Origin of the sequence: Krasilnikovia sp. M28-CT-15 (assembly GCF_047159595.1) — a bacterium.
Classification (GTDB): Bacteria; Actinomycetota; Actinomycetes; order Mycobacteriales; family Micromonosporaceae; genus Actinoplanes.
In genome coordinates this window covers 2598283-2622452 of sequence record NZ_BAAGAK010000001.1, presented here as the reverse complement: position 1 = coordinate 2622452, position 24170 = coordinate 2598283, and the positions used below count along the sequence as shown (strand labels likewise).

At 71.3% G+C, this 24170-nt stretch carries 21 protein-coding genes; 6 read left to right on the top strand and 15 right to left on the bottom strand.

Annotation, left to right across the window (positions count from 1 at the left end):
- Positions 1-258 precede the first annotated feature (258 nt).
- A complete protein-coding gene (locus ACMCNO_RS12375) occupies positions 259-4626 on the bottom strand; it encodes a hypothetical protein (protein WP_412749551.1) in 4368 nt (1455 codons plus the stop codon).
- Positions 4627-4814: 188 nt separating this feature from the next.
- Between ACMCNO_RS12375 and ACMCNO_RS12370 the strand changes: the two genes are divergently transcribed.
- Together ACMCNO_RS12370 and ACMCNO_RS12365 are read left to right on the top strand one after the other, a co-directional pair.
- Complete coding sequence (locus tag ACMCNO_RS12370) at positions 4815-5651, top strand: LLM class flavin-dependent oxidoreductase (protein ID WP_412749550.1); 837 nt, start codon at positions 4815-4817, stop codon at positions 5649-5651.
- 132 nt (positions 5652-5783) lie between these two features.
- The gene (locus ACMCNO_RS12365) at positions 5784-6653 is read left to right on the top strand and encodes a helix-turn-helix domain-containing protein (protein ID WP_412749549.1); all 870 of its coding nucleotides are present in this window, start codon (positions 5784-5786) and stop codon (positions 6651-6653) included.
- Between the two features lie 13 nt (positions 6654-6666).
- On the opposite strand, the gene ACMCNO_RS12360 is transcribed toward ACMCNO_RS12365, so the two are convergent.
- The 5 genes from ACMCNO_RS12360 to ACMCNO_RS12340 form a co-directional block, all read right to left on the bottom strand.
- Positions 6667-6894: a hypothetical protein gene (locus tag ACMCNO_RS12360; protein ID WP_412749548.1), complete on the bottom strand. Its 228-nt coding sequence runs from the start codon at positions 6892-6894 to the stop codon at positions 6667-6669.
- Between the two features lie 211 nt (positions 6895-7105).
- A complete protein-coding gene (locus ACMCNO_RS12355; protein ID WP_412749547.1) occupies positions 7106-7858 on the bottom strand; it encodes a DUF4253 domain-containing protein in 753 nt (250 codons plus the stop codon).
- Positions 7859-7899: 41 nt separating this feature from the next.
- Positions 7900-8577, bottom strand: a complete 678-nt coding sequence (locus ACMCNO_RS12350; RefSeq protein WP_412749546.1) for a response regulator — start codon at positions 8575-8577, stop codon at positions 7900-7902.
- Positions 8574-9785, bottom strand: a complete 1212-nt coding sequence (locus ACMCNO_RS12345) for a sensor histidine kinase (RefSeq protein ID WP_412749545.1) — start codon at positions 9783-9785, stop codon at positions 8574-8576. Before ACMCNO_RS12345 ends, ACMCNO_RS12350 begins: the two co-directional genes overlap by 4 nt.
- A 9-nt stretch (positions 9786-9794) precedes the next feature.
- A complete protein-coding gene (locus ACMCNO_RS12340) occupies positions 9795-9971 on the bottom strand; it encodes a hypothetical protein (protein WP_412749544.1) in 177 nt (58 codons plus the stop codon).
- Positions 9972-9980: 9 nt separating this feature from the next.
- Here ACMCNO_RS12340 and ACMCNO_RS12335 point away from each other — a divergent pair, with 9 nt between their 5' ends.
- The 3 genes from ACMCNO_RS12335 (at position 9981) to ACMCNO_RS12325 (ending at position 12595) form a co-directional block, all read left to right on the top strand.
- Entirely contained in the window at positions 9981-10466 is a 486-nt protein-coding gene (locus ACMCNO_RS12335) for a DUF1707 domain-containing protein (protein ID WP_412749543.1), read from the top strand.
- Between the two features lie 117 nt (positions 10467-10583).
- Positions 10584-11420 (top strand): metal-dependent hydrolase, encoded by an 837-nt coding sequence (locus ACMCNO_RS12330; RefSeq protein ID WP_412749542.1) that lies wholly within the window; start codon positions 10584-10586, stop codon positions 11418-11420.
- Positions 11421-11518: 98 nt separating this feature from the next.
- Positions 11519-12595: a methyl-accepting chemotaxis protein gene (locus ACMCNO_RS12325; protein ID WP_412749541.1), complete on the top strand. Its 1077-nt coding sequence runs from the start codon at positions 11519-11521 to the stop codon at positions 12593-12595.
- 98 nt (positions 12596-12693) lie between these two features.
- Here ACMCNO_RS12325 and ACMCNO_RS12320 read toward each other — a convergent pair whose 3' ends face one another.
- Entirely contained in the window at positions 12694-14436 is a 1743-nt protein-coding gene (locus ACMCNO_RS12320; RefSeq protein ID WP_412753684.1) for a bifunctional 3'-5' exonuclease/DNA polymerase, read from the bottom strand.
- Positions 14437-14475: 39 nt separating this feature from the next.
- On the opposite strand from ACMCNO_RS12320, the gene ACMCNO_RS12315 reads away from it, so the two are divergent.
- Complete coding sequence (locus ACMCNO_RS12315) at positions 14476-14892, top strand: YbjQ family protein (protein WP_412749540.1); 417 nt, start codon at positions 14476-14478, stop codon at positions 14890-14892.
- Positions 14893-14956: 64 nt separating this feature from the next.
- On the opposite strand, the gene ACMCNO_RS12310 is transcribed toward ACMCNO_RS12315, so the two are convergent.
- The 8 genes from ACMCNO_RS12310 to ACMCNO_RS12275 all read right to left on the bottom strand — a co-directional run bounded on the left by ACMCNO_RS12310 (position 14957) and on the right by ACMCNO_RS12275 (position 24100).
- Entirely contained in the window at positions 14957-16348 is a 1392-nt protein-coding gene (locus tag ACMCNO_RS12310) for a methyl-accepting chemotaxis protein (RefSeq protein WP_412749539.1), read from the bottom strand.
- A 116-nt stretch (positions 16349-16464) separates the two neighbouring features.
- A complete protein-coding gene (locus tag ACMCNO_RS12305; RefSeq protein WP_412749538.1) occupies positions 16465-17388 on the bottom strand; it encodes a carbohydrate ABC transporter permease in 924 nt (307 codons plus the stop codon).
- Positions 17389-17407: 19 nt separating this feature from the next.
- On the bottom strand, positions 17408-18307 hold the full coding sequence (locus ACMCNO_RS12300) for a carbohydrate ABC transporter permease (RefSeq protein WP_412749537.1): 900 nt from the start codon (positions 18305-18307) through the stop codon (positions 17408-17410).
- 23 nt (positions 18308-18330) lie between these two features.
- Entirely contained in the window at positions 18331-19761 is a 1431-nt protein-coding gene (gene ngcE / locus ACMCNO_RS12295; protein WP_412749536.1) for an N-acetylglucosamine/diacetylchitobiose ABC transporter substrate-binding protein, read from the bottom strand.
- Between the two features lie 39 nt (positions 19762-19800).
- Positions 19801-20703, bottom strand: coding sequence for a carbohydrate ABC transporter permease (locus ACMCNO_RS12290; protein WP_412749535.1), 903 nt, complete (start codon positions 20701-20703; stop codon positions 19801-19803).
- The gene (locus tag ACMCNO_RS12285; protein ID WP_412749534.1) at positions 20703-21683 is read right to left on the bottom strand and encodes a carbohydrate ABC transporter permease; all 981 of its coding nucleotides are present in this window, start codon (positions 21681-21683) and stop codon (positions 20703-20705) included. The genes ACMCNO_RS12290 and ACMCNO_RS12285 overlap by 1 nt, the downstream gene beginning before the upstream one ends.
- A gap of 75 nt (positions 21684-21758) precedes the next feature.
- Positions 21759-23069 (bottom strand): extracellular solute-binding protein, encoded by a 1311-nt coding sequence (locus ACMCNO_RS12280; RefSeq protein WP_412749533.1) that lies wholly within the window; start codon positions 23067-23069, stop codon positions 21759-21761.
- Between the two features lie 68 nt (positions 23070-23137).
- Complete coding sequence (locus ACMCNO_RS12275; RefSeq protein WP_412749532.1) at positions 23138-24100, bottom strand: MurR/RpiR family transcriptional regulator; 963 nt, start codon at positions 24098-24100, stop codon at positions 23138-23140.
- Positions 24101-24170: the final 70 nt, after the last annotated feature.

The following is a 24170-nucleotide window of genomic DNA, read 5'->3' as shown; positions in this document are numbered from 1 at the left end:
GCGGTGAACGTGCCGTGGGGAGCGGGACGAGTGCGGGGCGACGAATCGGCGGGGCCGGACGCGCCCCCGCTACCTACTCCACGCACTCGGTTTGCAGGCAGATGCGCCGCCGATGACCGTGTCCCGCACGATCCCGGGTGCGCGGGGCCGGAATCATCCGCCAAAGGCGCTGGAACCGGCACCCACCGCAGGCCCGGCCCTCCTATGCGGACGGCCGGGCCGGAACGTCGGTCACGCTGTGACGCCGGGCGTACCGGCTCAGTGGTCGGTCCGCCGCCGGGCGATGCGGCGGACGAACAACCCCAGAATGATCATCGCGGCAGCCAGGTACCCGGCGGGTGCCGTCGCAGGGCCGGTGGTCGGCATCCCGTCGGTGGTGGTGGTGCCCGGCCTCCCGGCGGCCACCGCGATCACGGAACGGCAGCTGCCTCCCCGGGTCACGCAGTGCGCGCCGGGTGCCTCGACGGTCACGGAATTGTCCAGACGGCGGTCGCCCGTGTCGGCGTCCTTGACCCGCAGCGTGTACCTGACGACCGCCTTGGCACCCACGCCCAGGTCGCCGTTCCAGGTGAGATACGGCGTGCGACGCAGCGTCGCCCCGGTCGTGGCACGGACCGACACGAGGGTGGCGTCATCGAGCACACCGGACAGATCGTCGCGGAAGGACGCGTCGGGGTACGCGGTGGCGCCGGTGTTGGTGATCGTCACCGTGAAGGTGACCGGTTCTCCCGGCAGTGCCGTGGTCCGGTCCGCGGTCTTCGTCACGGCGTACCGGTGTGTCTGGTCGGTGATGCGGCAGTTGACGATGGTGTACGCGCTGACCCCGGCACCGGCGATGCTGGCCGTGGGACCGCTGAAGGTGACCGGCACGGGCGTCTGGGTGAAGGCGTCCTTGCACCTCAGTTGCGTGAACTGCCAGCCGGCCGGGCCGGTCTGGGTGAAGGCGACGTCCAGGTCGGGAGTGGGTACGAGCAGCTGGGTTCCCGTGGCCGTGAAGTCGGGGTTGACCGTGGCGGGATTCTGGCCGGCGGCGGTGGTCACGGTGAAGACGGGCACGTCCGCCGCGACCGACGGGTCGGTGTCGATGTTGCCGGTGGTGTATCGGAACGTGCTCACGCCGCCGTGTGACTCCACCTGCAGGCAGATCGCGGTGGTGAGTACCCGTGCCTCGTCGAGCAGGAAGGTGTCCGCGCTGGCGGCGCCGGTGCTGGTGACCTCGGTCCGGAACTCCAGGTCGCCGGACTTGGGTACCCCTGCCGGTGGCAGGTAGACGACCAGGGTCCGGGACTGGTTCATCGGGATCTCGAGGTCGGACACCGTGGCACCGTTGGCCTCGGTGACCGTGGCGTTGCCGCCGACGGCCCCGGCGGGTGAGGTCGTGACCGTGGCGTAGCGCGTGCCGCCGAAGGTGATCTCCAACTCGGCCTGGTCGCCCTCGCCGACGTCGCGCGGCACCAGATCGACGGCGATCGCCCCGCGCGGGGCGACCCCGCTGATGGTCTGCGTCAGCCGGTCCGTCGAGAACGTCGCCGCCGGGTCCGGGTTCGTCGCCCGCCCACCGGTCACCGTCCAGGAGCCGGTGTGGTCCCACGCGGTGAGCCCGCTGGAAAACGCGTCGTTGCGGATCAGGTTCGTGACCGGGCACGGCTGGCCGGGCGGTGCGACCGGCCGGTTGGAGAAGGTGCACACGACGTCGTCCGCGGCCTGCAAGGTGTACGGCAGTGTGACCGTCGCGCCGGTGCGGGCGTTCACGCAGAACTGGGTGGTGACCCGCCAGCCGGAGACCGCGTCCGCGGTGATGCCGAGCACCTGACCGACCCGGGTGTCGTCCAGGGTGCGCGCGCCGGCCTGCTGGGATGTCGTGATCGTCGGGGTGGCCGGGGTCGGTCCGCCGGTCACGGTGTACCCGAATGTCGCATCCCGGGAGATGGTCGTGGTGACAAGTGTGACCGTGGGCTTGAGCAGTTCCTCGGTCAGGTAGCAGTTCACGATGGTCTGCCCGGCGATCGACGCTCCGGCGACCGTGACGGTGCCCGCGGCGATGGAGGCCGGGACGGTCGCACCGGTCACCGCGTTCTGGCAGGTGATCGTGTCGGGTCGCCAGCCCCCGGGACCGGTCTGCGCCAGTGTGACGTCCGTGCCCGGGGCGAGGATCGACAACTGCGGGGGGACGGTGAAGTCCGGGTTGGCCGTGGCCGGGTTACTGCCCGCGGTCGTCGTCACGGTGAAGTCGGGCTCGGTGCCCGCAGTCGCCGGATCGGTGTCGATGTTGGAGGCGGTGAACGCGAACGTGTCGTGGCCGCCGACCGATTCGACCTGCAGGCAGATCGCCGCCGCGTGCAGTTGGACGTTGTCCAGTCCGAAGCTGTCCGCCGCGCCGACCGTGTCACCGGCGCCGATCACGGCCATCTGGAATCGCAGGTCGCCGGTGCGGGGCACCCCACCGGGAAGCTGGAGGGTGACCGTGCCACCGCCCGCCATGGGGATGGCCGCCGGGGACACCGTGGCACCGTTCGCCGCGGCGACCGTCGCGTTTCCGCCGAACCCGGCTGCGGCCGCGGTCGTCGTGATCGTGGCGTAGACGGTCCCGTCGTACACGATCTGCAGGGCGGCCTGGTTACCGCCGTTTCCGTTGATGCCGTCGGCCGGGATGACGTCGACCGCGAGGCCCGCGTCCGGGGTCACCGCGCTCACGGTCTGGCTGAGCTGGTCGGTGCCGAACGTCGCGGCCGGGTCGGTGTCGACGGCCCGGCCGCCGGTGGCCGTCCACGCGCCGGTGGCGCTCCACGAGCCGAGGCCGGGACCGAAGGTGCCGTTGCGGACCAGGTTCGTGACCGGGCACGGCTGGTACACGGCCGCGATCGGCCGGTTGACGAAGGTGCAGACGATGTCGTCCGCGGCGTGCAGCGTGTAGGGCAGCTCGACGGTCGTGCCGTTCTTCGCGTTGGTGCAGGCGCTGCTGCTCAACCGCCAGCCGGCGACCGGATCGGCGGCGACGTCGACCTGCTGGCCGGCCTGGGTGCCGTCCAGGGTGAGCGTGCCGGTGTGCCCCGAGGTGGTGATCGACGGGTGGGCCGGGGTCGGTCCACCGCTGACGGTGTAGCCGAAGGTCCCGTCCAGGATCGCGGTGGTGGCCGCGATGGTGAATCTGGGGCGCAGCGTGTCGGACAGGACGCAGGTGATCGCGTCCCCAGCGGCGGGGGTGACGGCCGGTGGCGCGCCGAGATCGACCGGGCCGGCCGGCAACGCCGTCGGTGAACCAGCGTGGGAGTTGGTGCACGAGATCGACGTGTCGTACCGGGACATGTCGGTGGTGCCCGCACCCGCCTCGGTCAGCCGGTACGTGGCGCCCGGCGTCACGTCGGTCGACCCGGTCGTGCCGGTCCCGGGCGTGACCGTGCTGCCCGATCCGGCCGTGGTGCTGGCCGAGGTCCGGTTGACCACCCCGCCACCGTCGCGGATCTGCACCGTGAACTGGTCGGTGTCCGCGGCCCGCGGTACGGCCAGTTCCTTGGACAGGGTCAGGCCGGCCGCGGTCGCCGACACGGTCACGTTCGCGGGCTGCGGCGGGGCGAAGTTCGCGTACGTACAGCTGCCCGGCGCGCCGTTCACCGCGGAGAAGCCGACGCTGGCGAATCCGCCCCCGCCCAGAGTGGACCCGATCGAAGCCCGGTCGCGGTTGACGATCCGGATGCTGAAGCGGTACGCCTGCCCTGCGGTGACCGGCCACCCGCCGGTGTGCCAGGTCGAACGGAAGGACGGCGTCTCGGCGACGACGTGGTATGCGCCACTCGGTCCGCTCCTGGTCGCCGGATCGTAGCCGTCGGACCAGTTCACGTAGGCGCCGTCGTCGGCGTAGGTCATGCACAGGCTGACGTTGCCGCTCTCTGGGGCGCGGTAGGTGCCCGCGATCTCCCACGTGCGGATGCAGTTCGTGCTGCTCCCCCAACAATGGTGGTTGGCGGTACCGGTCAGCACCTGCGTGGTGGTGACGGTCGCGGAGCACGGCTGGAACACGCCGTGGGCGTCGGTGTAGTCCCGGCACGGCGGAGGCGGCGCCGTGTACGGATCGGACGGCGGCCACAGCGGAGAGATCGGGCTGCCCTCGTCGGTGCCAATCCAGTGCGGGTTTCGTACCCGCAGCAGCAGGTTTCCGCCAGCGGGCGTGAACTGGTCCGCGGTGACCGCGCTGAACCCGCCGGCTTTGGCGCCGGCCGTGGTCCCGGCGGGCGCGGACACGTTCACCGACACGGGCACCGTCGCCCCGTCGGCCAGGCTCGCGACCGTGCAGCTCACCGTGGGGGCGCTGTAGGTGCAGGTGCCCGCCCCCACGCTGGCGCCCCGGTAGGTCAGGCCGCTGGGCACGGTGTAGCGGAACCGGATGTTGGTCGCGTTGCTGGGGCCGTGGTTGACCAGGGTCGCGGTGACCGGCCGGGCGCCGCCGCCCGGTGCGATCGTGGGGGTGACGACGTCCACGAGGAACAGTTCGGCCCGCGAGCCGTTCCACGTTCCGGCCGGAGCCGCCTCGGCGCGAGGCGGGCGCAGGGCTACCGCGGGTGGAAGTGCCGCCGTCATCGCCACCATCAGCGCGACCAGTCGCCCGCCGAACCGGACCACGGGCAGCATCCGCACAACCTCCCGGCATACGTCACTCAGTCATCGATGCCGGAACCGTAATCGCCGCAACCAGCTCATCAGGTAGGAATCAGGTTTTCTCATGCGATAGCGGACGCAGCGCCTACCACCCCGGGCGTACCCGCAACGCCCTCGCTGGGATGACGCGCTGTCGGCGGCCGTCGCGCGACGATGGCGCCATGACCGACCGAGACTTCCGATTCGGCGTCGTCGCCGGGCTGGCGGACAGCGGCGCGCAGTGGACCGGCACCGCCCGGCGTGCGGAGGAGCTGGGCTACGACATTCTGCTGGTGCCGGACACCGTGCACACGTTCGCCCCGTTCCCCGCGCTCGCCGCCGCGGCCGCCACCACCCTCCGGCTGCGGGTCGGCACGTACGTGCTCAGCGCCCCCAACCGCAGCCCCGGCCTGGTCGCCTGGGAGAGCCGCAGCCTGCACGCGCTCACCGACGGCCGCTTCGAACTGGGCCTCGGCGGCGGGCGGCCCGGCGCCGAACGCGACGCCGCCCAGCTCGGCGCCGACTTCGGCACCCCCGCTGACCGGCTGCGCCGGGTCGCGGACACCATCCGCGCGGTCCGCGCGCCCGACGGCAGCGCACCACCGGTCCTGGTGGCCGCCAGCCGACCCCGGATGCTGCGGCTGGCCGCCGAACAGGCCGACATCGTCGCGCTGGGCCTGCGCCCGCACGCCACCGAGGACGAGCTGGCCCGTACGGTCGCGACGCTGCGCGCGCTGGCCGGGGACCGTACGCCGGAGCTGCACCTCAACGTGGCCGCGGTGGCCGAGCACGCGCGGGCCGTACCCCCGGAACTGGGCCGGATACTCGGCGGCGACCCGCAAGCGATGGCCGCCGCCGGAGGGATCGGGTTCCTGCTCGGCACCCCGGACGAGATCGCGGAAGTCCTGCGCCGCCGCCGCGCCGAACTGGGCATCACCTACGTCGCGGTGAACGGCATGTTCCTGGAGCGGTTCGCACCGGTCGTCGCACTGCTGCGCAAGGCCACAGCACTGCCGTAACGGGGGCCGGTTGCGGGGGCAGCGGGCAGCAGGGCCGGTGCGCGCCACCGACCCGACCGAATCGGGCTCGGGATGTCGGGTCCCGCCTGTGCGTGCCGCCTTAGCGTGGAAACGCAGCAGGAAGGAGCCGAGGTGCTGGAACGGCTGAACGCGGCCATGGACTACATCGAGCAGCGTCTCGACGCCACGATCGACCCCGCCGAACTCGCGCGGGTCGCGGTGACGTCGGAGTACCACCTGCGGCGGATGTTCTCCGCGCTGGCCGGGATGCCGCTGTCGGAGTACGTCCGGCGACGCCGGATGACCGTCGCAGGTGCGGAGGTGCTGACCGGTCGCGCGACGCTGCTCGACATCGCGGTGCGCTACGGGTACGGCTCCGCCGAAGCCTTCGCCCGCGCGTTCCGCGCAGTGCACGGCGTCGGACCGGGTCAGGCCCGGCGCGACGGCGCCGCGCTGCACGCACAGCCTCGGATGTCGTTTCGTCTTGTCGTCGAAGGGAGCACCAGCATGCGATACCGGATCGTGCAGCGCGACGGATTCCGGGTGGTCGGGAGGAAGGCCCGCGTACCCCTCGTGCATGAGGGGGTGAACCCGGCCATCGCCGAATTCATCCGCGGCATCGGGCAGCCGGCGTTGCGCCGGATCGAGGAGCTGTCCGACGCCGAGCCCGCCGGGATCATCAGCGCGAGCGTCAATCTCGACGAGAGCCGTGCCGAAGGGACCGAACTGGACTACTACCACGGTGCCGCCACGACCGGCGCCGCTCCGGAAGACCTGGACTGTCTCGACGTCACGGCGGGCACGTGGGCCGTCTTCGACAGCTCCGGCGCCTTTCCACAGGCCCTGCAAGGGCTCTGGCGAGACGTGTTCACGGAGTGGTTCCCGTCGAACCCGTACCAGAGCAGGCCGGGGCCCGAGATTCTGCGCGTCCGGCTGTCGCCGGACGCGACCGAGGCCGAGGCGCAACTGTGGATCCCCGTCGAGGCGGCGTTGACCCCCTGACCGGGGTCTCGCGCTACCGCCCCCGGTTCCGCGGATGGTTCTTCGCGGTGCGTTCGTTGCCGTGCCGGTAGTTGCCGGTCAGGCGGGCCATCAGCTCCTGCGGGTCCTCGTTCTCCACGTCCGCCAGGAACCGGGCCGCCATGGCGCCGCGGAGCACACCGGCGGGGCGGCCGTGGTGCAGCATTTCGACATCGCCGTTCTTGCGCTGGCGGTAGGTGAATCCCTCAGGAGCATTCGTCACCGCGGCATCATGCTCGCGGGCGGATGCCACGCACGAGCGAATTTCCGGGACGGTCTCCCGCAAACTCGTCGTAGACGGGATCAGGGGAGACGCCGTCGCGCCGCCCTGATCCCGTCAGGCTTCGCCGAGTCCGCCATGGGGCGCACCCTAGCAGCGCACACCAAGGCGTCATGGCGCCCCGATTCGAGTACGCTCACGCCGATGTACGCGCTCAGTCCCACCAGAAGGACCACTGGGTGGTGCCGGCGAGGAGCGCGGCGTACTCCGCCAGTGAGCCGGTGCCCTGGGTGATGTTGTCCGGGGCGAACGCGAGATGCTCGGCGGCCACCCGCAGCGCGTGGTCCGGATCCACCGGCGGCGCCGCGACGCTCAGATACATCGTGTCGAAGCCCAGCCCGATCAGCCGCGCACCGAAACGGTCCTCCCAGTCCCGCAGCACGGTGGAGACCTTGGTGATGTCGCCTTCGTGATTGGTCGGGCCGCGCCAGCCGAGCACCGTGGGCACGTCCGCACCGCGAGCGGCCGGGACCAGACCGGGCCGCAGACCGTGCATGCCGTCGGCCACGGCCAGCGAACCGGCTTCCACCCCGGCCAGCTCGTCCGGATCGCGCTGCGGGACACCGGCGTCGGCGCGGCCGGGCCAGCCGTTCAGGAACGGAGCGACGATCTCGAGCAGGTCCTCCTCGTCCTCTTCAGGCTCGGGTACCACCGCCGCCCACCACTGCCGCAGCAGCGCCTCCGGGTCGTGGTCGGACGGTGAGCCGCCCGCCCGGCCCGGGGAGAGCTCGCCGGTGAGCCACGGACGGTCCGGCTCCCGCTGGGAGAGGCCGTGCAGCAGCAGCGGCCACAGGCCGGTGTCCTCGTGCCGCGCCCGCGTGGCGGCCCACCAGTGCGCGTCGGAGGCGACGCCGGGCAGCTGGAGCGGATTCTGTCGCGGGCGGTCGCCGCGCCTCCCGAAAGGCATGGCCGCGACGCTAGCGGGCCGGTATGACGATCCGCCGGTGGTCAGGCCAGCCAGCCGGGACGGATCAGCCCGGCCTCGTACGCGTGCACCACGAGCTGGGCACGGTCGCGGGCGCCCAGCTTCACCATCGTCCGGCTCACGTGGGTCTTGGCCGTCGCGGGGCTGATCACCAGCCGGGCCCCGATCTCGTCGTTGGACAGGCCCTCGGCGACCAGCACGAGCACCTCCCGTTCCCGGTCGGTGAGCTGGTCCAGGCCCTGCGGCACGGTGGCCGGGCGGCCACGGGCCCCGCTTGGGGCGGCGAACTCCCCGATCACCCGCCGGGTCACGCTGGGCGACAGCAGGGCGTCACCGGCGGCGACGGCCCGTACGCCGCGCAACAGCTCGACCGGCTCGGTGTCCTTGACCAGGAATCCGGCCGCCCCGGTACGCAGCGCCTCGAACACGTACTCGTCCAGTTCGAAGGTGGTCAGGATGACCACCTTCGTGTCCGCCAGGGCGGGGTCGGCGACGATGCGCCGGGTCGCCTCCAGGCCGTCGACGCCGGGCATCCGGATGTCCATCAGCACCACATCGGGGCGGGTCTGCCCGGCCAGCTGGACGGCGGCCAGGCCGTCACCGGCCTCCCCCACCACCTCGATGTCGCCTTCCGCGTCGAGCAGGGCACGGAATCCCGCCCGGACCAGGGCCTGGTCGTCGGCCAGCAGTACCGAGATCATGCGCCACCCCGGGCGGCCACGGCGGCGGTCGGCAGCGCGGCGGTGACCACGAACCCGCCGCCGCCCTCCGGCCCGGCGTGCACCGTGCCGCCGAGTGCCTCGGCGCGGGCCCGCATCCCGACGATGCCGTTGCCCTCCAGGGCGCCGGCGTGCGCGGCGCCCGAACCCGGGGAGGGCGTCGCGCCGTCGTTGCGCACGGACAGGCGCAGCTCGTCGGTGGCGTATTCGACGGTGACCTGCGCGGTCGCGCCAGGGGCGGCGTGGCGGCGCACGTTGGTCAGGGCCTCCTGGACGATCCGGTAGGCGGCCCGGTCCACCTCGGCGGGCAGGTCCCGGCGTTCGCCGCAGGTGGTGGTGGTGACCGGCAGGCCCGCGTCCGCGGTCAGCTCGGCCAGCCGGTCCAGGCCGAGCGCGGGCTGACGCGGCGCCGCCTCCTCCTCGGGCCGCAGCACCCCCAGCACCGCCCGGACCTCACGCAGCGCCTCCGCGCTCGCCGTCTTGATCGCCGACAGCGCCTCCCGGGCCTGTTCCGGGCGGCTGTCCATGAGGTGCAGGCCGACCCCGGCCTGCACGTTGATCAGCGACAGGTGGTGACCGAGCACGTCGTGCAGTTCCCGGGCGATGCGCAGCCGCTCCTCCGACGCCTGGCGACGCTCCTGCTCCTCGTGGGCGCGGGCGCGCTCGGCCCGTACCTTCATGATCTCGGCGAAATGCTCCGCGCGGGCCTTCGCCGCCCCGCCCAGCAGCACCGTGACCACCAGCCCGGCGGCGACCAGCAACGCGTTGCGCACGTCGGTGTGCGCGGGCGGTGCCAGCCCGAGCGGCACCGCGAACGGGCCGGTGATCAGCACCCAGGCGAGCCAGCCCACGCCCGCCACGGTCACCGCGGGCCGGCGCCGACCGGCCTTGACCGCGGTGAACAGCGCCGTCACGGACGCGACCGCGTACGTCCAGCGCGGGGTGGTCAGGGCGGCGAAGCCGATCGCGGTCCCGGCCGCGACCACGAGTACGGCGATCGGGGCGCGTCGCCGCCAGCCCAGGGCGAGCGGCCCGGCCAGCAGCAGCACGTACGCGACGAGGTCGCCGGGCGGCGGCACCGCGCCCGCCAGCTTCCAGGCGCCGAACACGTGGAAGCAGAGCGCGGCGATGACCGCCGCGCCCGGTCCGGCCCGGCGCTGTCCACGCCAGGGCCCCGGGGTGTCACGCACGTCTCGAACCTACGGCACCGGCACCGGCCGGGGCATCCACGCGGCGTCGCGCCCGGCCTGCGCCGACGGGGGTAGCGCGCCGGACGCCGTACTCCCCCGGGCGTACGGCAGCGCGCTGGGCTGCGCCGGGGCACCCGCGTACGGATGCTCCGCCGGGCCGACGCGCCCGGGCCGGGATCCGGCCACCCTGGAGTCGTGTCCCGCCCCGACCTGGAGGTCACCGTGAACGTGCATGACAGCTCAGCCTGGTCCGGACCGAACCGGCTCCGGACCTCGGACAGCGAACGCGAGCAGGTCGCCACGATCCTGCGCGCCGCGATGGGCGAGGGCCGCCTCAACCTCGCCGAGGGCGAGGAGCGCCTCGCCGCCGCCTACGCGGCCACCTACCGCGACGAACTCACCCGGCTGACCGCGGACCTGCCGGGCGGCGGCCGGGCCGCCCTGCTGGACACCCCGCAGGCCCGCACGGCCGCCCGGCGGGGGGTGCGCCGCCACGCGGGCGGGGTGGTCGTGGTGGCGTTCGTGCTGCTGGGCCTGTGGGCGCTGTCCGGGGCGCACGTGTTCTGGCCCGCGATCCCGCTGGCGTTCCTGTTCATCGGCGTGTTCAGGCATGCGCGGTACCGCCACCACGCGTACCACCGCTACGGTGTCGCGCCGTGGAACGCACCCGGCCACCGGTGATCATCGACACTCCGGCGTGGACGTGGCGGTCGTTGAACGCCCTTTCCCGCTCTGCCATGGTGGCGGGGTTTGGCACCGGCCACAGCGGACCGGGCGCACGGGGAGGGGACGACCACCATGATGGGTCCGTCGCACGCGCTGTCGGGGGCGGCGGCCTGGCTGGCCGGTTGCTGGGCACTGGACCACCTCGCCGGGTACGGCCAGTCGCCGCTGGCGGTGGCCGTGGGCACCACGATGTGCGCGGGCGGGGCGCTGCTGCCCGACCTGGACCTGTCCGGCAAGGTCACCCGTAACCAGGGCGGCGCCACGGTGGCCCGGACGTTCGGGGTGTTCTCACTGTTCGTGGCGGAGGTGGTGGAGAAGGTCTCGCTCGGCGTCTACACCGCCACCCGGCTGAGCCGGGACCCGCGCCGGGACAACGGGCACCGGACGTTCACCCACACCCTGCCGTTCGCGGCCCTGGTCGGGTGGGGCACCACGGAGCTGTGCGTACGTTTCGGCAAGTGGGCCGTGGTGGCGATCGTCTTCTTCACCGCCGGCCTGGCGCTGCGCGGGCTGTTCGACGAGTGGGCGGAGCGGGCCGGGTGGCTGATCGTCACGGCGGCCGCCGGTGCGATGGCGTGGTTCACCTGGCTGCACCTTCCGGGCGACCGCGGCTATCCCCTGCTGGGCATGGCGGTCGGGGTGGGCTGCGTGGTGCACCTGCTCGGCGACATGATCACCAAGAACGGGGTGCCGATCCTCTGGCCGATCCCGGTGGGCCGCCGGATGTGGCGGATGATCGGGGTGCCCAACGCGATGGCGGTGAAGGTGGGCGGCCCGGGTGAGGTGATCGTGCTGCGCACCCTGTTCACGCTGGTGTCGGTGGTGGCGGTGGGAGCGATGTTCGCCCCGCACCTGTGGCAGCACTTCGACCTGGACACCTGGGCCGACAACGCCCACGGGGAGCGGTAGCCGCCCGGTGTTCCGCCCACCACACCGCGCGACCCCTAATCTCGGACGCCGCGCCGCCGACTGGGGACCTTGGAACAGTCGGATGATTCGGGGTCGATATGCGCAAGTGGTGGCGGTCAGCGGGCAACGCGAGCACTCATCCGCTCGCCCGGTTCGGCGACTCGTTGTACGAGGCGTTCGACAACGCCCCCGCCTCGCTGGTCATCGCGGATGACTCGGGTGAGATCCTCTACCGGAACAAGGCGGCCGGCCGGGCTGTCGCGCTTCTCGCCCAGCGGTCGGGCCCGGAGGCGGTGGAGGAACTCCAGACAATCCTCAAGAGAACCGTGCCGAAGATCGACTCGGTCCCGTACGTCAATCCCGCCGAGCCCGGAGCGCTCGTGCAGGGCACCGCGATCTACGACCGGTTCGCCGGCGGCATCCTGGTGACCTACGTTGACACCACGGAGCAGTCCCGGGCCCAGGCGCTCGCCGCGGAGCTGGCCCAGGAGCTGTCCGCGGCCAGCTCGTCGCTGGCCGAGGCCGGGGAGGAACTCGTCGGCAACGCGCGGCGCAGCTCCGAGCAGGCCGAAGGCGTCTCGCAGGGCTCGGCCGAGCTGACCGAGAGCATCAAGGAGATCTCCCGCGGCGTGAACAGTGCCTCCTCCAGCACCAGCGCCGCCGTGCAGGCCGCGCGCGACGCCACCCGCCGGATGGGCCAGCTGCAGGAGTCCAGCCAGCGCATCGGCAGCGTCACCAAGCTGATCACCGAGATCGCCGAACAGACCAAACTGCTGGCCCTGAACGCCACCATCGAGTCCGCCCGCGCGGGCGAGATGGGCAAGGGCTTCGCGGTCGTCGCCGGTGAGGTCAAGGAACTGGCCGCCCGCACCGCAGAGGCCACCGGGCAGATCTCCGAGATCATCGAGGGCATCCAGGCGGAGAGCACCGAAGCCGCCGAGGGCATCTCCGGAATCGTCGAACTGATCGACGCGGTCGCCGAACAGCAGGGCATGATCGCCGGAGCCGTCGAGGAACAGAGCGCGACCAGCTCCGACATGACCGGCGGCATGCAGGCCGTCGCGGACGCCGTCCAGTCCTCGGCGGAGGCCGCCGAGACCGTCCTCGCCGCCGCCGCCAGCCTGAAGGACCAGGCCGCCCGGCTCATCACCCTCACCGCCGCCGCGGAACACTGACCCCTCGCCGCCGCGGCCGGTCCCCTCACCGGTCGCGGCGGCGACGGTAAGCCATCCCGTGTCCGACCTGGCCCGCGAGCGCCTCAGCCCCGGATCCGCTACGCGGCGTCGGCGTAGCAGTCCACCACGGACACGTCGAGGGGGAAGCGGACCGCGCTCGGCCCGAACAGCAGCCGCCCCGCCTCGGCCGCGCCCGCCTGCACCGCCGCGACGACCCGGTCGGCCTCCTGCGCCGGGCAGTGCACCACCACCTCGTCGTGCACGAAGAAGACCAGCTCGGCGCGGGCGTCCGCGAGCGCGGCGCGGAGCGTGGCCAGCAGCACGAGGGCCCATTCCGCGGCCGTGGCCTGGATGACGAAGTTACGGGTGAACCGGCCCCGGGCCCGCCCGGACGCGCCGCCCTGCGGCGACTCGGCCGAGCCCAGCTCCTCGGGCGGCTCCAGTCCCGCGTCGCGCCAGGCCGTGGCGGCGGGCGGGCAGGTGCGCCCGAGCCAGGACCGGACCAGCCCGCCGGCCTCGCCCGTACGGGCGGCTGCCTCCACGTACTCGAAGGCCGTCGGGTAGCGCTGGCGCAGCACCGCAAGTGCGGGCACCGCGGCCCCGCCGGTCTGGCCGTACATGGCGCCGAGCAGGGCAAGCTTGGCGCGCGCCCGGTCGCCGCCGAACGCGTCGGCCGCCAGCGCGGCGTACAGGTCGCCCGCACCGGCGGCCGCGGCGAGCCCGGCGTCGCCCGACACCGCGGCCAGCACCCGTGGCTCGAGCTGACCCGCGTCGGCGACGACGAACCGCCAGCCGGGGTCCGCGACGACGGCCCGGCGTACCACCTTGGGGACCTGCAGCGCGCCTCCGCCGCGGGTGGCCCACCGGCCCGAGACGACACCGCCCGGTACGTACTCCGGGCGGAACCGGCCGTCGCGCACCCACGCGTCGCGCCACGCCCAGCCGTGCGCGGTCCAGATCCGGTACAGCTCCTTGTATTCCAGCAGCGGCTTGACCGCCGGGTGCTCCACCCGGCGCAGCACCCAGGCCCGGGTGTTCGGGATGTCGACGCCGGCGCGGGCGAACGCGCGCAGCACCTCGGCGGGTGAATCCGGATGCAGGCCGTGCACGCCGAACGCGTCGTTGATCTCGGCCGCCAGCTCGGCGAGGCGGCGTGGCGGCCCGACCGGCTGGGGTGGGCCGAGCAGCTCGCGGAGCAACTCGTCGTGAATGTCGGGGCGCCACGGCAGGCCGACCCGGCCCATCTCGGCGCCGACCAGGGCACCGGCGGATTCGGCGGCCAGCAGCAGCCGGAAGCGGCCGGGATGGTCCGTGGCGGCGGCCCGGCGTTGCTGGTCGGCGTACACGTCGGTCAGGGCCCGGAGCCGCTCGGGCGCGGCGGCGGCCGGCGGACCGGTGGTGGTCTCGAACAATGCGCCCTGGGCGTGGCCGGGTGGCTCGGGCAGGCGCGGCGGCGGGTCCGCGGGCACCGGGGCGCCGGTCAGCCGGGCCCACGCGGCGGGCAGCGCGCGTGGCTCGCCCCACCGGCCCGCGTAGCCCAGCAGCAGGGACTCGGACAGCTCGACGTCGTGACAGCGGTCGACCCGCACGCCGGCCCGCAGCAGGGTGGGGTAGATGTCCGCGGTGGCGGGCCAGACCCAGCGGATCGGACCGGTGGCCGCGCGGGCCCGGACCGCGGCAGGCAGGTCGTCCACCGGCTCGGGGGTGGCCGACGGACTGCCGTCGGGGTGCAACGGCTGGAGCAGCCCGCCGCACACCCCAGCACCGGCGGACTCCCCGCCCGACGAGTTCGGCACCACCGCGACCAGCACGTCGGCCATTGTGCCGCCGGGGTGTGACAGTCCCGGGTGCTGTTGGCGTCGATCTATACGATCTTCCGCATGCTGGTGGTGAGTACCAACGAGATTCCCGGGTACCGCATCGACGCGGTCCTCGGGGAGGTGTTCGGCGTGACGGTGCGGGCGCCCAACGTCGCGACGGGATTGCGGGCGCTGGGCGGCGGCGAGATGAGCGAGGTGACCCAGCTCATGGTGCACAACCGCAACGAGGCCATGGGCCGCATGATCTGGCAGGCACGCCAGCGCCGGGCGAACGCCGTCGTCGCGTTCCGGTTCGACAACTGCGAGTCCGTCCAGGGCTGGACCGAGATCTGCGCGTACGGCACGGCCGTCTGGGTGGCCCCGCTCACCGACCACGCCAAGCAGCAGTACGAGGCGATGACCAGGGCTGGCGGCCTGCCGCACCAGGTCCCGCATCCCACGAACGTCGGCGAGCCCGGCGCGGTGGCCCCGCACTGACGAGACGGAGCGTGTCCCGGCCGCCGGGGACCGGCCGGGACACGGGTCTGACGGCGCGGAACAGCTACGCCGAGTTGCGAGACAGTCGCTCGAGGACGTGCACCTCGTCGGTGATCAGGCCCACCTGGCCCGCCGCCTCCTGGACGCTCAGTGCGATCTGCCGGACCGACGCCGACTGCTGCTCCAGCGCGGCGGCCAGCGCCGTGTTGTGCGAGGAGAGGTCACCCACGCTCGCGGTGATCTCCGAGACCCGCTCCACGGCGGCTGCCACCTGCGTCTGGACCTCACCGAGCGTGCGGGCGATGGTCTCCGCGTTGCCGCCGGACTGGTGGGCGAGATCCTTGACCTCGCCGGCGACGACCGCGAACCCGCGGCCCGCCTCCCCGGCCCTGGCCGCCTCGATCGTGGCGTTGAGGGCCAGCAGGTTGGTCTGCTCCGCCACGCCGTGGATGACGTCCGAGGCCGCCATGATCTGCTCGCTGGACTTCTCCAGGGCGCGCATGAGCTCCGAGGCGTTGCCGGCCTTGGCGGCCACCGTGCCGGTGATCTCCTCCGTGAGGTGCGCGGTACGGGTCAGGTCCTCGATGGCGCGCGACATCTCGTCGCTGGCGCTGGCCACCGACGCGGTCTGCTGCCGTACCTGCTCGGCCGCCTCGGCGAGCACGGCACCCTTGTCGGCGATCTGCTGCTGGATCAGCTGGCGCTGGGCCAACTCCGCGTCGGCCGCGGCGATCCGTTCGCGGTCGGCGAGTTCCCGGTCGGCGGCCGCCTGGGCCTGCGCCTCCGCGGCGCGCTGCTCGCTGGCCGCGGCCGCGGAACTGGCCGCGTCCAGCCAGCCGCGCAGTACGTGCATGGTGATGCCGATGGCGGTCACCGACGCCCAGGACGCGACGAGCAGGGCCATGGTGTGCAGCGGAGTCTCGGCCATGGCCAGCGGGATGCCGATGCCCACCGCGGCCAGGCCCGACGTGGCGATCAGGTCGCGCCGGTCGAGCGAGAAGCCGACCCACATCAGCAGCATCGCGAACCCGATGATGACCATCAGCTTGTTCCCGCCGAGGCCGGTCAGGAAGAGGTTCGCCGTGGCCAGCGCCGGGGTGCCGCGCACGACGACCAGAGGCAGCCGGTTCAGCTTGACCACGAACATCCCCGCCGCGACCGCCAGCGCGTTGACCGCCGTGATGCCCAGCCAGAGCCGTGCGGAACTCTGGTCGACGCTGAGGATCGACGCCAGCGCGGCGAACCCCCAGACCAGCCACAGCGGGGGCAGGAGTTTGGCCGACAGGGTCATGTCCTGCGACGGTCGGGGGCGCGCCTCCTCGGTGGCGGGCGGCGCAGCGGCCAGGTCGGAGGCGGCACCCTCGGTGGCGGGCAGCGCAGCGGGCAGGTCAGCGGCGACGCCCTCGGCGGCGGCGGACGCAGCGGGCAGGGCGCGGGCGGCGATGTCGTCGGTCACGAGCCGTTGTTCGGCGAACCGGCAGGCCCTCTTGAGAGGCGGGAGGCATATATCACCAAGACGCTCTCGAGACAAGCCTGCCGGCTGAGTTGTCCGACATTTGGGAGTCCGCGGCCCTACTTCACCGCGCCCGCGGTCAGGCCGGACTGGATCTGGCGCTGGAAGATCGCGTACATGATGATCATCGGCAGGATCGCCAGGGTGAGCGCCGCGAACAGCGTCGACCACTCGGCGTGGTAACCGGCGGAGACGCTGATGTTCGCGATGCCCTGGGTGAGCACCCACTTGGAGTCCGCCCCCTGGCCCTGCATGATCGCCACCGGCAGCAGGTACTGGTTCCACTGCCCGACGATGTTGAAGATCGTGATGCTGACCAGTCCGGACCGGGCCATCGGCAGCATGATCTGGAAGAACTGCCGGGTGTGCGACGCGCCGTCCATCGTGGCCGCCTCGGCGATCTCGTTCGGCAGCGTCTTGAAGAACGCGGCCAGGAAGAACACCGTGAACGGCAGCGAGTACGCGATGTACACCAGGATCAGGCCGGTGAACGTGTTGATCAGGCCGAAGCCCTTGAGGATGAAGAACAGCGGCACCAGGGCCATGAACGTCGGGAACGCGAGTCCCGAGACGAACATGTAGTAGATGAACCGGTTGCCGAAGAACCGGTACCGGGCCAGCACGTACGCGGCCATCGAGCCGAACAGCATCGTGCCCGCGGTGCTCACCAGCACCACGAAGACACTGTTGAGGAAGTACCGGCCGACGTGCGCCTCGTCCCACGCGTTCACGTAGGTGGCGAACGAGAAGTGCTGCGGCAGCGCGAACGGCCGGCCCAGGAAGATCTCGGTGTTGCTCTTGAAGGACGCCAGGACCACCCAGATCAGCGGTCCCGCGGTGGCCAGTGCCCACACGACGAGCGAGATGTGGGCGAGGCCGCTGAGCGCGCGGATCTCCCGCTTGGCGCTCGGCGCCTTGCCGGGGCCCGCGGAGGCCGCCCGGTGCTGGGTCGCCGGGGGTTTGGTGCTGGTGGCGTTGGTCATCGCCGCGCTCCCGTCTCTCTCACATTTCCACGGCGTCGCGGCGGGTGACCCGCAGGGTCAGCGCGGCGAAGGTCAAGGTCAGGAAGAACAGCACCACGCCGAGGGCGGAGGCGTATCCGGCCTGCGAGTAGTCGAACGCGTTGCGGTAGATCATCAAGCTGATCACCGAGGTGGCGCCGTCCGGCCCGCCCCGGTCCACGGACATGATGTTGACCAGCGCGAACGCGTCGAAGGCCGCGATGCCCAGGTAGACCCAGGCAACCTGGATGGTGCTCCACAGCAGCGGGACGGTGACCCGGAAGAACAGCGTGACCCGGGTGGCGCCGTCCAGCGCGGCGGCCTCGTAGATCTCGTTGGGGATGGAGCCCATGCCCGCCGAGAACAGCACCACATAGAAGCCGACCGCCTGCCAGACCAGGACCGCGAGGATGCAGGCCAGGGCGAACCGCTTGTCCGCCAGCCAGAGCACCGGCTCACCCGGCAGCAGGCCGTTGAGCAGGCCGCTCTCGTCCGACGAGAACACCCGGCCGAAGATCACCGCGACGATCGCGAGGGCCAGCAGTTGCGGGAAGAAGAAGATGACCCGGTAGACCTTCGAGCCCCACACGCCGCGCTGGACCCCGCCGCGGGCACCGCCGCCCACGTTGAGCAGGAACGCGAAGACCAGCGCGATGAGGATGGTGATGAGGGGCAGGAAGATCAGCAGCACGAGGTTGTGCCGCAGCGAACTCCAGAACAGGTTGTCGTGCCACAGCTTCGTGAAGTTGTCCAGGCCGATGTACTTGATCGGGCCCAGACCGGACCAGCTGGTCATCGACAGCTGGAAGGTCTGGAGGTAAGCCGCGACCACGAAAGTGACGTAGAGCGCCACGGGCACGGCAAGGAAGCCGATGATGAAGGGGTACTTGCCGTGCCGCATGGCGCTCTCCGTCCGTTAGCCGATCAGCGCTGGAACTTCTTGATGGACGAGTCCGCCTTCACGGCGTCGGCGACCTTCTGCATCCGCTGGCAGAACTTGTCGGCGGTGCCGCCCTGGAACATCAGCTCGTTGGTCGCGGCGCGCGCCTCGTCGTCGAGCTTCTTGTACCAGGTGTCGAAGCGGTAGCTGAAGACGTCGCTGCCGGCCGCCTTGAGCATGTCGTTGCCGCTGGTCAGGCCGGGCGAGATGGTCAGGCCGTCGGTGGCGCCCTGGACCACGGTCAGCGTCTTGGTCAGCTTGGTGAAGCCGATCGCGGCCTCCTTGCTGAGCATGGTGCGCAGGTACTCCATGCCGCCGCGCGGGTTCTTGCCCTTGGACGAGACGAAGTAGATCTCGCCCGCGGAGGCGTAGATCGCGGTCTGCGGCAGCTTGTCGGAGGAGGTGACGCTCGGCACCGGGCAGACGGCGTACTCGAAGCCGGCCGGGGTGTCGGCGGCCTGCTCGTTCTCCAGCCAGGAGCCGGAGGGGTAGAAGGCCACCTTGTCCTGATCCTGCTGCAGCTGGACCTCGGTGTGCTTCAGGCCGAGGAAGGACTTGTTGGAGTACTTGGCGCCGATCTCGGCCCACGCCGCGGCGGCCTTCTTGACCGGCTCGGCCGTCCAGGCGCCGTCCACCAGGTTGTCGATGTTCTTCAGGACGTCCGGGCCGCCGATCTTCGCGGCGCTGGTGAGGATCACCAGGTACTGGTAGTACGACGCGTTGGCGCCCGCGTAGCCGTACGGCGTGATGCCCGCGGCCTTGATCTTGTCGCAGAGCGCGGTGAACTCGGCCCAGGTCTTCGGCACGGTCCAGCCGTTCTTCTGGAACAGCTTCGCGTTGTGCCACAGCCCGAAGACGGTGTACGCGTAGTTCAGCGCGAACGGCTTGCCGTCGAACGTGCCCTGCTCGATGGTGCCCGGCACCAGGGTGTCCTTGACCGTCTTGCCCGCGATGTCCAGCGACGGCGCGGCGAACAGCTCGGTGAGGTCCTGCGCCTGGCCGGCCGACACGAGCGCGCCCATGTCCATCAGCTTCGCGCCGGAGTTGTTGATCATGTCGGGCGCGTCGCCCGCGTTGATCCGCGGCTGGACGACGGTCGAGATCTCCTGGGTGGCGGAGTACGTGACCTTCGAGTCCGGCCACTTCTTGTTGTAGAGCGGGGTGTCCACATCGGTGGCGTACTTGGTGCCCAGGCCACCGTCGAAGATCACGATCTCCACCGGCGCCTTGGGGTCCAGGCCCAGCGGGTTGTCCGCGCTCTTGGTGCCCTCGGCCTGCTTCTGCGTGTCGTCGGCACCTCCGACGCAGGCGCTGAGCATGCCGACCGCGGGTGCGGCCATCAGTCCGGCGACGGCGGCGCGTTGCAGCAGCGTACGGCGGTCGACCCCGGGGGTGGCAGGAGTTATCTCGGTCATCGGCTTCTCCTCGAGAATTGCTGATGGTGCTCTGGCTGGTCAGCCCTTGACGGCGCCGGCGGTGAGACCGGCGGCGATGTTGCGCTGGATGATGAGGAAAAAGACCACCACCGGAAGGGAGGTGATGATCGCACCGGCCATGAGGGGGCCCCAGGCGGTACCGCGGTTCGTCTGGTTCTGCAGCAACCAGGCCATCAGGTTCTGCTTCTCCGGACTGTTCAGGGTGTTGATGATGATGAACTCGTTCCACGCCTGAATGAAGCCGTAGACCGAGGTCGCCACGAGACCGGGACCGGTCAGCGGCAGGATGATGCGCCAGAACGTCTGGAACCGGCTGCACCCGTCGATGAGCGCGGCCTCGTCCAGCTCCTTGGGAATGGCGGCGATGAAGCCGCGCAGAGTCCACACCGTATACGGCAGGATCAGCACCAGGTAGGTGATGCTCACACCGATCAGACTGTTGGTCAAGCTCGCCTTCTGCAGCATCAGGAACAGCGGGATCAGCAGCGCCAGGAACGGTACGAGCTGCACCGCCAGCACCACGAGGATGATCCCGCGGCGGCCGTGGAACTTGAACCTGGCGATCGCCAGCGCCGCCAGGAACCCGACGACCAGCGCCCCGATCACCGCGATGACCGTGACGATGAGCCCGTTCAGCAGGTCCTGCAGGAACAGCGGGGCCTTGAACGCGGAGACGAAGTTGTCCAGCGTCGGATGTTCGGGCACAAAGGACGGCGTGAGCTGCAGTACCTCGGGGCCGGGCTTGAACGCCGTGTTGATCACCCAGTACACGGGGAAGATCATCACGATCGAGAAGAGGATGCCGGCGAGGTTCGCGAGGAGCGTGCCGGTGCGGCTGCGGCCGACGGTCAGCACCGCATCGTCGTCGGCGGCGGCGCGGCGCCTGCGTACCGCGCGGGCGCTGGGAGCGGTCGCGACCATCAGTCCACCTCTCCGATCTTGAACATCTGCCGGATGTAGAACGCCATGACGCCGAGCATCAGCAGGACCGTGATCACGGAGATCGCCGAGCCGAGGCTGTAGTTGGAGCGGCCGAACGCCTGGGTGAAGGCGTACGTGGCCAGGGTCTGGTATTCCGCCTCGACCTTGCTGTCACGCAACACCCACGGCTGGGTGAACAGGCCGAAGTTCCAGATCACCGAGAGCGTGGTGACGATGATGAGCAACGGCCGCAGGATCGGCAGGGTGATGCCGCGCAGTGCCTGCCACGCGCTCGCACCGTCCACCGTGGCCGCTTCCAGCAGCTCCTTGGGCACCTGGGTCAGGCCCGCGTTCAGGGTGATCGCGAGGAACGGGACGCCCGCCCAGACCACCAGGGTGGTGATGACGATCCAGCCCTGCGTCGGCGACAGGAACCAGCTGTGGTTCCGGAAATCCACTCCGGGCAGCTTGTCGATGAGGTAGTTCAGCACCCCGAAGTCGGCATCGGTCATCCACTTGAAGATCTGCGCGGCGACCAGCTGGGGCATCGCCCACACGAACATCATCGCGACGATCATGATCAGCCGGACCCGGCGGTGCACCCGGCGCATCAGCAGCGCGACGGCGAGACCGAGCACGACCGAGATGACGACCGACACCGCCGTGAAGATCACCGTACGGCGGACCACGGTCCAGAACACCGGGTCGGTGAGCACCTTGGTGTACTGGTCCACGCCGACCCACGGCGGGGTCCGGCCGGTGATCAGCTCGCGCAGCCGCATGTTCTGGAACGACAGCACGATCATGCGGTACAGCGGGTAGCCGAGCAGGCCGAGCAGCACCAGCAGGGTGGGCAGTGCCAACAACCACGGGGTACGAGCGTCCGCCGAGCGGCGGCGGGTCCGGCCCGGCGCGGGCGGCGGGACGACGTCGGACGACGTCATCATCGGGTCGGACGTCGGTGAATCGACGGCGTGCATCGTGCTGCTCCTCTCCGCTCGTGTCGTTCGGGTGGTGCCGCCCGCCCGGTCCCCCCGGGCAGGCGGCACCCGGTGTCAGCCTTCGTTGAGAATGCTGTTGATCTGCTGGTCAGCCCAGGCGGTCGCGTCCTGGACGGACTTCTTGCCGGTGGTGATGTCGCGCAGCATCTGCTGGAGCACCGTGGCCTTCTCGACATCGGCCCACTTCTCGGCGTTCGGGGTGAACCAGCTGTTCTTCGCGGCGGCCGCGGCGGCCTCGCTGCCCGGCTGGGCGGCGGCCTTGTCGAGCAGCGCGGTCGAGTTGGGCAGCACGCCCTTCGCGATCAGGCCCTGCATCGACTGGGCGTCCGTGAAGTACTTGATCCACTGGGCGGCCAGCTGCTTGTTCTGGCTCTTCTCGGTGACGCCGAGGTTGGAGCCGCCGAGGAACGACGGGGTCTCCGGCATCGGCGCGGTGGCCAGCTTGCCGAACACCTTCGTGTTGACCATCGCGGAGTTCGGGTCGTTGGGGTCCTTCTTGACCTGCTCCGCGGCGCCCTTCTCCCAGGTGTTGCCCATGAACATCGCGGCGTGGCCCTGGGCGAACAGCGCGGCCTGGTCGTTCTCGTCCTTGGCCGGGTCGGCCTGCGAGTACTTCTTCACCAGGTCGGCCCAGCGCTGCAGGCCCTGCACGGCGGCGGGTTGGGAGAGCTGGCCCTGCCACTTGTCGCCGTTCTTCACCGCGATCTCGCCGCCGGTCGCCTTGACGAAGCTCATCGCGGCGTACCAGTAGGTCGGCATGTAGAACGCGCCGAACTTCGCGTCGGACTTGTTGGCCGCGGCCAGCTTGTCCGCGTCCGCCAGCAGCTCCGCGTACGTGGCCGGGGGCTGGGCGATGCCGGCCTTCTTGAACAGGTCGGTGCGGTAGATGAGCACCCGGGCGCCCGCGTAGTACGGCACGCAGTACGTCTTGCCGTCCAGCTCACACGCGCCGGCCAGGCCGGACAGCCAGGTGCCGGAGTTCTCGAAGTCCGACTTGTTCAGGGCGGTGAAGCCGCCGTTGAAGACGTACTTGGAGAACTCGGTGTTGCCCAGCTCCACGACGTCGGGCACGTCGGTGCCGGCCAGCGTCGCGTCGAGCTTGGTCAGGTGGTTGGCCCACTGCTGGTACTCGACGTTGACCTGGGCGCCGGTCGCGGCGGTGAACCGCTTGTTGGCGTCCTCGACGACGTTCTTCCAGGCGGACTCGGCGTCGACCATGAGCCAGACCTTGACGGTCTTGCCCGCGCCGTTGACCGGGCCTGACGCGGCGGTGGTGACCTCGTCCTTGTCGCTCGAGCCGCCGCAGGCGGCGGCGCCGAGCAGTGTCGCGGCAAGCGCTGCGGTGACCGCGATGGTGCGCTTCACGCTGTCCTCCTTGAGGGATGGCTGTGGTCTGAGGTGGGGTGGGCGGTGCTATGTGGGGTGGTTTTCGTTCATGGCGAATGCCCGTCCTTGGCGGCCTTGTGACCGTGGACGGCCTGGGCGGTGCGCTGGAACGCGGCATGCGAACGTTCGTGGGTTCGCTGCGCGACCGCGACGTAGAGCAGATCGAGGACGACCAGTTGGGGGTGGCGCGCGGACAGCGCGTCCGGCCGGAACGTGGTCGCCTGGGTGGCGGTGACCAGCACGATGTCGGCCAGTTCGGCCAGCGGCGAGCGCGGGAAGCTGGTCAGCGCGATCGTGGTGGCGCCCCGGCTGCCCGCCTCGGCCAGCAGCTCGATGGTCTCGCCCGTCTCGCCGCTGTGCGAGATGCCGAGCGCGACGTCGCCCGGTCGCGACAGCGCCGCGCTGGCCAGGCCGTTGTGCACATCGGTCCAGGCCCACACGGGTACGCCGATGCGGTGCAGGCTGAACTGCATCTCCTCGCCGACCAGGGCGCTGCCGCTGGCGCCGAAGATGTTGACCCGGCCCGCGGCGGCGATGGCGCCCGCGGCACGCTCCACCTCGGCGAGGTCGAGCAGCGTGGCGGTGTCGTGCATGGCCTGGGTGTCCGCGGCCATGATGTGCTGCAGGACGCGCTCCAGCGGGTCGCCGGGCTGGATCTCGCGGCCGATGTCGACCGTCCAGCCGGCGGAGCGGGCCCGGCCGGTCTCGGCGGCGATGCCCAGGCGCAGGTCGGCGTAGCCTTCGAAGCCCAGGGCCCGGCAGAAGCGGGTGATCGTGGCCGGGGAGGTGCCGCTGCGTTCGGCCAGCTCGACGATGGTCGCGCGGGAGGCGGCGGCCGGGTCCGCGAGGACCTGCTCCGCGACCCGCTGCAGGGCGCCGGTGAATTCCGGCAGCATCGAGCGGACCCGGACCAGCGCGCCGCTGGAAGCATCGACCGCCGGCTTCGCGTCGCGCTCGGGTGAAACGACGACCGCGGTCGACGACGTGCCGTCCACCTCTGGCTCCACCATGGGCCGCCCTCTCAGCAAGGAGTGTTAACTGTCGCGGTAAAAGTTCTTACTGCGGACCCCCTCCTGTCAA

Excerpts from the sequence above, each read along its gene's own strand:
- ACMCNO_RS12375 (WP_412749551.1), bottom strand. The coding sequence starts at position 4,626 with ATGCTGCCCGTGGTCCGGTTCGGCGGGCGACTGGTCGCGCTGATGGTG.
- ACMCNO_RS12370 (WP_412749550.1), top strand. The coding sequence starts at position 4,815 with ATGACCGACCGAGACTTCCGATTCGGCGTCGTCGCCGGGCTGGCGGAC.
- ACMCNO_RS12355 (WP_412749547.1), bottom strand. The coding sequence starts at position 7,858 with ATGCCTTTCGGGAGGCGCGGCGACCGCCCGCGACAGAATCCGCTCCAG.
- ACMCNO_RS12350 (WP_412749546.1), bottom strand. The coding sequence starts at position 8,577 with ATGATCTCGGTACTGCTGGCCGACGACCAGGCCCTGGTCCGGGCGGGA.
- ACMCNO_RS12330 (WP_412749542.1), top strand. The coding sequence starts at position 10,584 with ATGATGGGTCCGTCGCACGCGCTGTCGGGGGCGGCGGCCTGGCTGGCC.
- ACMCNO_RS12325 (WP_412749541.1), top strand. The coding sequence starts at position 11,519 with ATGCGCAAGTGGTGGCGGTCAGCGGGCAACGCGAGCACTCATCCGCTC.
- ACMCNO_RS12315 (WP_412749540.1), top strand. The coding sequence starts at position 14,476 with ATGCTGGTGGTGAGTACCAACGAGATTCCCGGGTACCGCATCGACGCG.
- ACMCNO_RS12305 (WP_412749538.1), bottom strand. The coding sequence starts at position 17,388 with ATGACCAACGCCACCAGCACCAAACCCCCGGCGACCCAGCACCGGGCG.
- ACMCNO_RS12300 (WP_412749537.1), bottom strand. The coding sequence starts at position 18,307 with ATGCGGCACGGCAAGTACCCCTTCATCATCGGCTTCCTTGCCGTGCCC.
- ngcE (WP_412749536.1), bottom strand. The coding sequence starts at position 19,761 with ATGACCGAGATAACTCCTGCCACCCCCGGGGTCGACCGCCGTACGCTG.
- ACMCNO_RS12290 (WP_412749535.1), bottom strand. The coding sequence starts at position 20,703 with ATGGTCGCGACCGCTCCCAGCGCCCGCGCGGTACGCAGGCGCCGCGCC.
- ACMCNO_RS12285 (WP_412749534.1), bottom strand. The coding sequence starts at position 21,683 with ATGCACGCCGTCGATTCACCGACGTCCGACCCGATGATGACGTCGTCC.
- ACMCNO_RS12275 (WP_412749532.1), bottom strand. The coding sequence starts at position 24,100 with ATGGTGGAGCCAGAGGTGGACGGCACGTCGTCGACCGCGGTCGTCGTT.